At 54.3% G+C, this 6,064-nt stretch carries 6 protein-coding genes; all 6 read right to left on the bottom strand.

The annotated features are described in order from the left end of the window. Positions 1 to 2 precede the first annotated feature (2 nt). The 6 genes from rplM to ACNQ6O_RS11570 all read right to left on the bottom strand — a co-directional run bounded on the left by rplM (position 3) and on the right by ACNQ6O_RS11570 (position 5,959). Positions 3 to 431, bottom strand: a complete 429-nt coding sequence (gene rplM, locus ACNQ6O_RS11545) for a 50S ribosomal protein L13 (protein ID WP_114333849.1) — start codon at positions 429 to 431, stop codon at positions 3 to 5. A gap of 209 nt (positions 432 to 640) precedes the next feature. After that, the gene (locus ACNQ6O_RS11550) at positions 641 to 1,429 is read right to left on the bottom strand and encodes a TatD family hydrolase (protein ID WP_418053351.1); all 789 of its coding nucleotides are present in this window, start codon (positions 1,427 to 1,429) and stop codon (positions 641 to 643) included. Positions 1,430 to 1,450: 21 nt separating this feature from the next. Beyond that, the gene (prfC, locus tag ACNQ6O_RS11555) at positions 1,451 to 3,031 is read right to left on the bottom strand and encodes a peptide chain release factor 3 (protein ID WP_418053352.1); all 1,581 of its coding nucleotides are present in this window, start codon (positions 3,029 to 3,031) and stop codon (positions 1,451 to 1,453) included. A 59-nt stretch (positions 3,032 to 3,090) separates the two neighbouring features. Continuing rightward, positions 3,091 to 3,603 carry a ribosomal protein S18-alanine N-acetyltransferase gene (rimI, locus tag ACNQ6O_RS11560; RefSeq protein WP_418053353.1) on the bottom strand — a complete coding sequence of 171 codons (513 nt, stop codon included), beginning with the start codon at positions 3,601 to 3,603 and terminating at the stop codon, positions 3,091 to 3,093. Next, on the bottom strand, positions 3,570 to 4,364 hold the full coding sequence (locus tag ACNQ6O_RS11565) for a hypothetical protein (protein ID WP_418053354.1): 795 nt from the start codon (positions 4,362 to 4,364) through the stop codon (positions 3,570 to 3,572). The genes rimI and ACNQ6O_RS11565 overlap by 34 nt, the downstream gene beginning before the upstream one ends. 44 nt (positions 4,365 to 4,408) lie before the next feature. Beyond that, on the bottom strand, positions 4,409 to 5,959 hold the full coding sequence (locus ACNQ6O_RS11570) for a 2-isopropylmalate synthase (RefSeq protein WP_418053355.1): 1,551 nt from the start codon (positions 5,957 to 5,959) through the stop codon (positions 4,409 to 4,411). Positions 5,960 to 6,064: the final 105 nt, after the last annotated feature.

Below are 6,064 nucleotides of genomic sequence, written 5' to 3' on the forward strand. Positions count from 1 at the left end.
CGTTAAATGTCGAGTTCTTTGGGCTGCTGGGCGGCATGCGCATGCTCAGCGCCGGCGTACACTTTCAGCTTCTTGAACATGGCACGGCCAAGCGGACCTTTCGGAAGCATGCCTTTCACAGACTTCTGAATGATTTGCTCGGGAGCCTTGTCAACCAGCTTCTCGAAATTGATGGATTTGATTCCACCTGGAAAGCCGGTATGGCTGTAATACATCTTATCAGATGCCTTGTTGCCGGTAACCTTCACCTGGCTGGCATTGATAACAACGATATAATCGCCAGTGTCCACATGAGGGGTATACTCAGGCTTATGCTTGCCCCGCAGACGAAGGGCGATTTCGGTTGACAGACGACCCAGCGTCTTGCCGGCTGCGTCTACAACGTACCAGTCACGTTTTACAGTTTCTGGTTTCGCACTCAGAGTCTTCATTGATTCCGCCTTGAACGCTAAAAGAAACGTTAAAAACCACCACCGGTACATGCAAGGCATCCGGGGGAGGTCCATACCTAGTTTGCGCTGGCACTATTCGGGGCTGAGATAGTGACATCGCCTTGAAAAGCCAGGGCGCGAAGTATACTCGAACCTCAAAAGAAAGCCAACCCTACGTCGACCTGTCTCGTAAATCCCCTACACGGCCTTTAACTTGGCGCCAACAGATCCGGAGTCAGGCCATAGAGCCTGCCAACGTTTGCCATCAGTGCCTCGGCAAGCCAACCCTCGTCCTCACCCCGAAGCCCAGCCAACTGGGCAAAAATACCCGGAATATACACAGGCGAGTTTTGCCCTTTCGGCACCCCAGCAGGTGACATGTCCGGAGCGTCGGTTTCCAGAACCAACACGTCCGCGGGCAGCCTCGAAATCACGTCCCGCGTTTTCTTTGCCCGGTCATGAGTGATTACTCCGCCCACTCCAATATAGCAGCCCAGCTCGATAAAGTGACAGGCTTGCTGATAACTTCCGGAGAAGCCATGAATCAACGCACGCCCCTGCCACCGCTCAGAGCGCAACAGCGCGGCCACTTGATCGTGAGCCTTCACGGAGTGAATCACCAACGGAAAATCCAAACGGGCAGCCAATTGCACTTGGGCGACAAACCACGGCACCTGCTCCTCCATCGACCCCTGCAAAGCATCGAGACCGCATTCGCCAATAGCAAGACACCCTGAAGGCTTGCTCGCAAGCGCTGCCGCCAAGGCATCCAGATCTTCTGAATCATGCTCGCCCACAAACCAAGGGTGAATACCCAGACAATACCAGAGCCCTGTTTCGGGGGCGGCCAAAGACGCCAAACGCCCCCAATCCGCTCGCCGAACCCCGGGCATAACCAATCCTTGCACGCCAACCGCCCTTGCGCGCGCCACCTCTCGTTCCCGGCGCCCGTCAAACTCCGGAAAGTCAAAATGGCAATGAGCATCAAACAGGCGCATTCGCGGCTCCACCAAGTTCCGTTAGTGTTCGCGAGTTTTGTGGAACTGAACATCCGGGTAGCGTTCCTGAGCCAAACTCAGGTTCACCATCGTCGGCGCGATATAGGCCAGCCGATCGCCACCGTCCAGCGCCACGTTCTCCTGATTCTTGCGCTGGAAATCTTCGAGCTTACGCTCATCGTCACAGGTCACCCAGCGTGCGGTTGCTACGTTGATGGGCTCATAGATGGCCTCAACCTTGTACTCACTCTTCAAACGGGCAACCACCACGTCAAACTGCAGAACGCCGACTGCACCAACGATCAGATCGTTGTTTTTGAAAGGCCGGAATACCTGAACGGCACCTTCCTCGGACAGCTGAATCAAGCCTTTCTGCAACTGCTTGGCCTTCAATGGATCTTTCAGACGAATCCGGCGGAACAACTCTGGCGCGAAGTTCGGAATGCCTGTGAACTTCATATCCTCGCCTGCCGTAAAGGTATCGCCAAGCTGGATAGTCCCGTGGTTGTGCAGACCAATGATGTCACCAGCGAATGCTTGTTCTGCATGCTCCCGGTCACCAGCCATAAACGTTAACGCATCAGAAAAGCGAACCTCCTTGCCAATTCGCACGTGACGCGCCTTCATACCCTGCTTATAACTACCCGATACGATCCGAACAAACGCTATCCTGTCCCGGTGCTGGGGATCCATGTTCGCCTGAATTTTGAACACAAACCCGGAAAAGCCCTCTTCTTCAGGCTCTACCGTCCGCACATCAGTCGCTCGAGGCTGAGGTGTTGGTGCCCAATCCACCAGACCATCCAGCATATGATCCACGCCAAAGTTACCCAACGCGGTACCGAAGAATACGGGCGTCAGCTCACCGGCAAGGAATGCCTCCTGGTCAAATTCGTGGGACGCACCTTTGACCAACTCAATTTCGTCGCGCAGATCAGCCGCATAGCCGCCAAGCACCTCTTCCAACTCCGGGTTATCAAGCCCTTTGACGACCCGCTTGTCCTGAATGGTGTGCCCTTGGCCAGTCTGATAAAGAATCACTTCGTCGCGAAGCAGGTGATAAACACCTTTAAAACTCTTGCCCATACCGATCGGCCATGTAATCGGAGAGCAGGCAATCTTGAGAACGTCTTCAACTTCATCCATCAGCTCAATCGGATCACGAGTGTCCCGGTCCAGCTTGTTCATGAAGGTGATAATCGGGGTATCTCTAAGGCGGGTAACCTCCATCAGTTTGATGGTCCGCTCCTCAACCCCTTTAGCGCTGTCGATCACCATCAGGCACGAGTCGACTGCGGTCAGAGTACGATAGGTATCTTCAGAAAAATCTTCGTGGCCCGGGGTATCCAGCAAGTTCACCAACTTGCCGCTATACGGAAACTGCATCACAGAGGTGGTCACCGAGATGCCCCGCTCTTTCTCCATTTCCATCCAGTCAGATTTTGCATGCTGACCAGACTTCTTACCCTTCACCGTACCGGCTTTCTGAAGCGCCTGCCCGAACAGCAGTACCTTTTCAGTAATGGTGGTTTTACCGGCATCCGGATGCGAGATGATCGCAAAGGTATGGCGCTTAGCCACTTCCTTCGATAGGTTAGACATAAGACAACAGCCTGAATGGAATGGATGATAAACGCGGTATTATACGGGCTAGCGTGGGGTCAGGTGAACTGCAACTCCATGACTCTGGCATCTTCCCCGCCTGAGGGCCCGGGATAGTATTTGGGCCTGACACCAATCTGCTGAAAACCCTCACTTCGGTAAAGCAATATTGCGGCACGATTGCTTTTGCGCACTTCAAGGATCATGCACGCCAAATCGTCTTCGATGGCGACCGTTATCGCATGTCGAAGCAACTTTCGCCCCAACCCCATGCCTCGAAAGCTTGGATGTACGCACACATTGAGCAGGTGCGCTTCATCAAACTGATAACTGATGATCGCATAGCCGACCAGCTCGTCCTTGTGGATGCACGCCCACACCCGATAATTGTCTTTGAAACAATCGCGAAAGATACCCTCGGTCCAGGGGTGGGAATGCCCAAGCAGCTCTAACTCCATAACACAGGGAAGATCTTCCCGTGTAAGGGGGCGTATACTTGAGCCGTCCACTCTGTCTAAGGTGGGCGCTTTTGCATCCGTCATATAGCCGCCATCGGCTTTATCATTTGCCATAGCTCTCGCTTCAGCCGAGCATCCGATGCCAGCTTAGCCAAACTGCCAGAAAACCCGACCGCAGGCGCTTTTCCAAACGCTTGCTCTAACAGATCCCCGCTATCGCCTAAAACAATTACCTGCCGGTCTCGCGCTTTTCCGTACTGGCCCGCAATCGCTTCCACCAAATTCTCGACGCGATTCAGCGAAACCTTAAGGTTGTTGAACAACGGCCAGTGGATCGAACCCAATCCAACCGGTGAAGACTCACCCAAACTTCTCAGTATGTTCGCAGCCAACGTCTCTTGCAGAGATAAGCTAGCGTCCTCGGACATTTCCGCCACCAACAAAAAGCGGCCACCCTGCCACGCCTGAATGAACAGCCTCGGCACATCCTCAGCGGCCGAGACGGGCACCACCGAACTTTCTTCTTCCGAGTTTGAGACCTCTGCTGAGGCGCCCCCCCCAGAAACGGGTGTCTTTACCTCAGGCTGAGGTTCAGCTGGCGTTGCCTGTCGAGGCGGCTTGGACGGCGCCTCCACCGTCGACATCAAACTCTGGAGATGGGCGATTTTGTCGCGACTGCGAGCGGCCTCCTCCGGATCTTTTTGGACGGGGGCTACCGGAGCTACCCCTACGATATCCGGCGCGACCGGCTGGTCTTCGAGCTCACTAAAATCATACTCAGGGCTCGGGGCGGCACCTGGCAATGAGTCCCGCGCGTACCACATCCTGACCCCGGCCACACCGAGATAGAACTGCCTTGCCGCTTCCGTATGCATATTAACGAAACCTAACCGCTAGTCGTGGTGCCAACTGTATGCCTTCAAACATCAGCGACTTGAGGATGCTGACGAATCCCGCCCGAGGTCACCAGATTAAGGGCCTCGATATAAGCTTTGGCGGAAGCGATGATAATGTCAGTATCGGCACCCACGCCGTTAACGATCCTGCCCCCACGCTCCAACCGAACAGTAACCTCACCCTGCGCATCTGTTCCGCTAGTAATGTTATTAACCGAGTACAGCTGCAAGTTACAGCCAGAATCGACCAATGACTCGATCGCCTTAAAGACTGCATCAACAGGACCACTGCCTTCAGACGTCACCGTGTGCTCGGTGCCGTCAACGGTCAAGGTCAGGGTGGCCTTCGGCACAACGCCGGTTTCTGAGGTAACCTTCATGCACACCAAACCGTAACGCCCAACTTCCTCTTTTTGCTTGGTATCGCTGGCGATGGCCTGCAGGTCTTCATCGAAGATCTCGTGCTTGAGGTCGGCAAGAGCCTTGAAGCGGGTGAACGCCTCGTTCAGCTCAGTCTCAGTTTCAAACGCAATACCCAGCTCTTGCAGGCGGGTGCGGAAGGCGTTGCGGCCAGAGTGCTTACCCAGCACCAGGCTATTGGTATGCCAGCCCACGTCCTGAGCTCGCATAATCTCGTAGGTTTCACGGTGTTTCAGTACGCCGTCCTGATGGATACCGGACTCGTGGGCAAAGGCGTTGGCACCAACGATGGCTTTGTTGGGCTGCACCGGGAAGCCAGTGATAGTCGAAACAAGGCGGGAAGCCGGTACGATGTGCTCGGCATTCACTCGGGTGTCGATGTTAAACAGATCCTTACGAGTGCGTACCGCCATCACGATTTCTTCCAGCGAAGCGTTACCTGCACGCTCACCCAAACCGTTGATCGTACACTCAACCTGGCGCGCACCATTGGTGACCGCAGCGATCGAGTTCGCTACCGCAAGGCCCAGATCGTTGTGGCAGTGAACAGAGAAAATCGCCTTATCTGCATTCGGAATACGATTAAGCAGCTGGCGTATGGTTTCACCGAACTCTGCGGGGATCGCATAACCAACCGTGTCGGGAATATTGATGGTAGTCGCACCGGCATCAATAGCCGCCTCGATGATCCGGCACAGGAAGTCCAATTCTGAACGGCCTGCATCTTCACACGAGAACTCCACGTCGTTGACGTGACTTCTGGCGCGCTTAACCGCACGAACTGCCTGCTCTACCACCTCATCCGGTTTCATTTGCAGCTTATGCTGCATGTGAATTGGCGAGGTAGCGATAAAGGTGTGAATTCGGCCGCGAGCCGCTGGGCGAATGGCTTCTGCCGCCCGATCTATATCTTTATCAAGCGCACGCGCGAGACTGCAGATTGTTGATTCTTTGATGGTTTCAGCAATGGCTTTAACCGCCTCAAAATCGCCCTGACTGGCGATAGCGAAACCCGCTTCGATGACATCGACCCGCAGCTTTTCAAGCGCTTTTGCGATACGAAGTTTTTCATTTTTATTCATCGTAGCTCCGGGACTTTGTTCGCCGTCACGGAGAGTAGTATCGAAAATCACCAAATGATCAGGTGCAGCCATTGCCGGGCTCCCATCAGAAACTAAGTGTTGTTTATTGGCGTGAGTATATCACTTCTTAGTTTTAGGAGCGCACGCCGGTGGATAGCCAGAAATGAAAAAACCCCC

Source organism: Marinobacter sp. SBS5, assembly GCF_048285575.1.
Lineage (GTDB): Bacteria > Pseudomonadota > Gammaproteobacteria > Pseudomonadales > Oleiphilaceae > Marinobacter.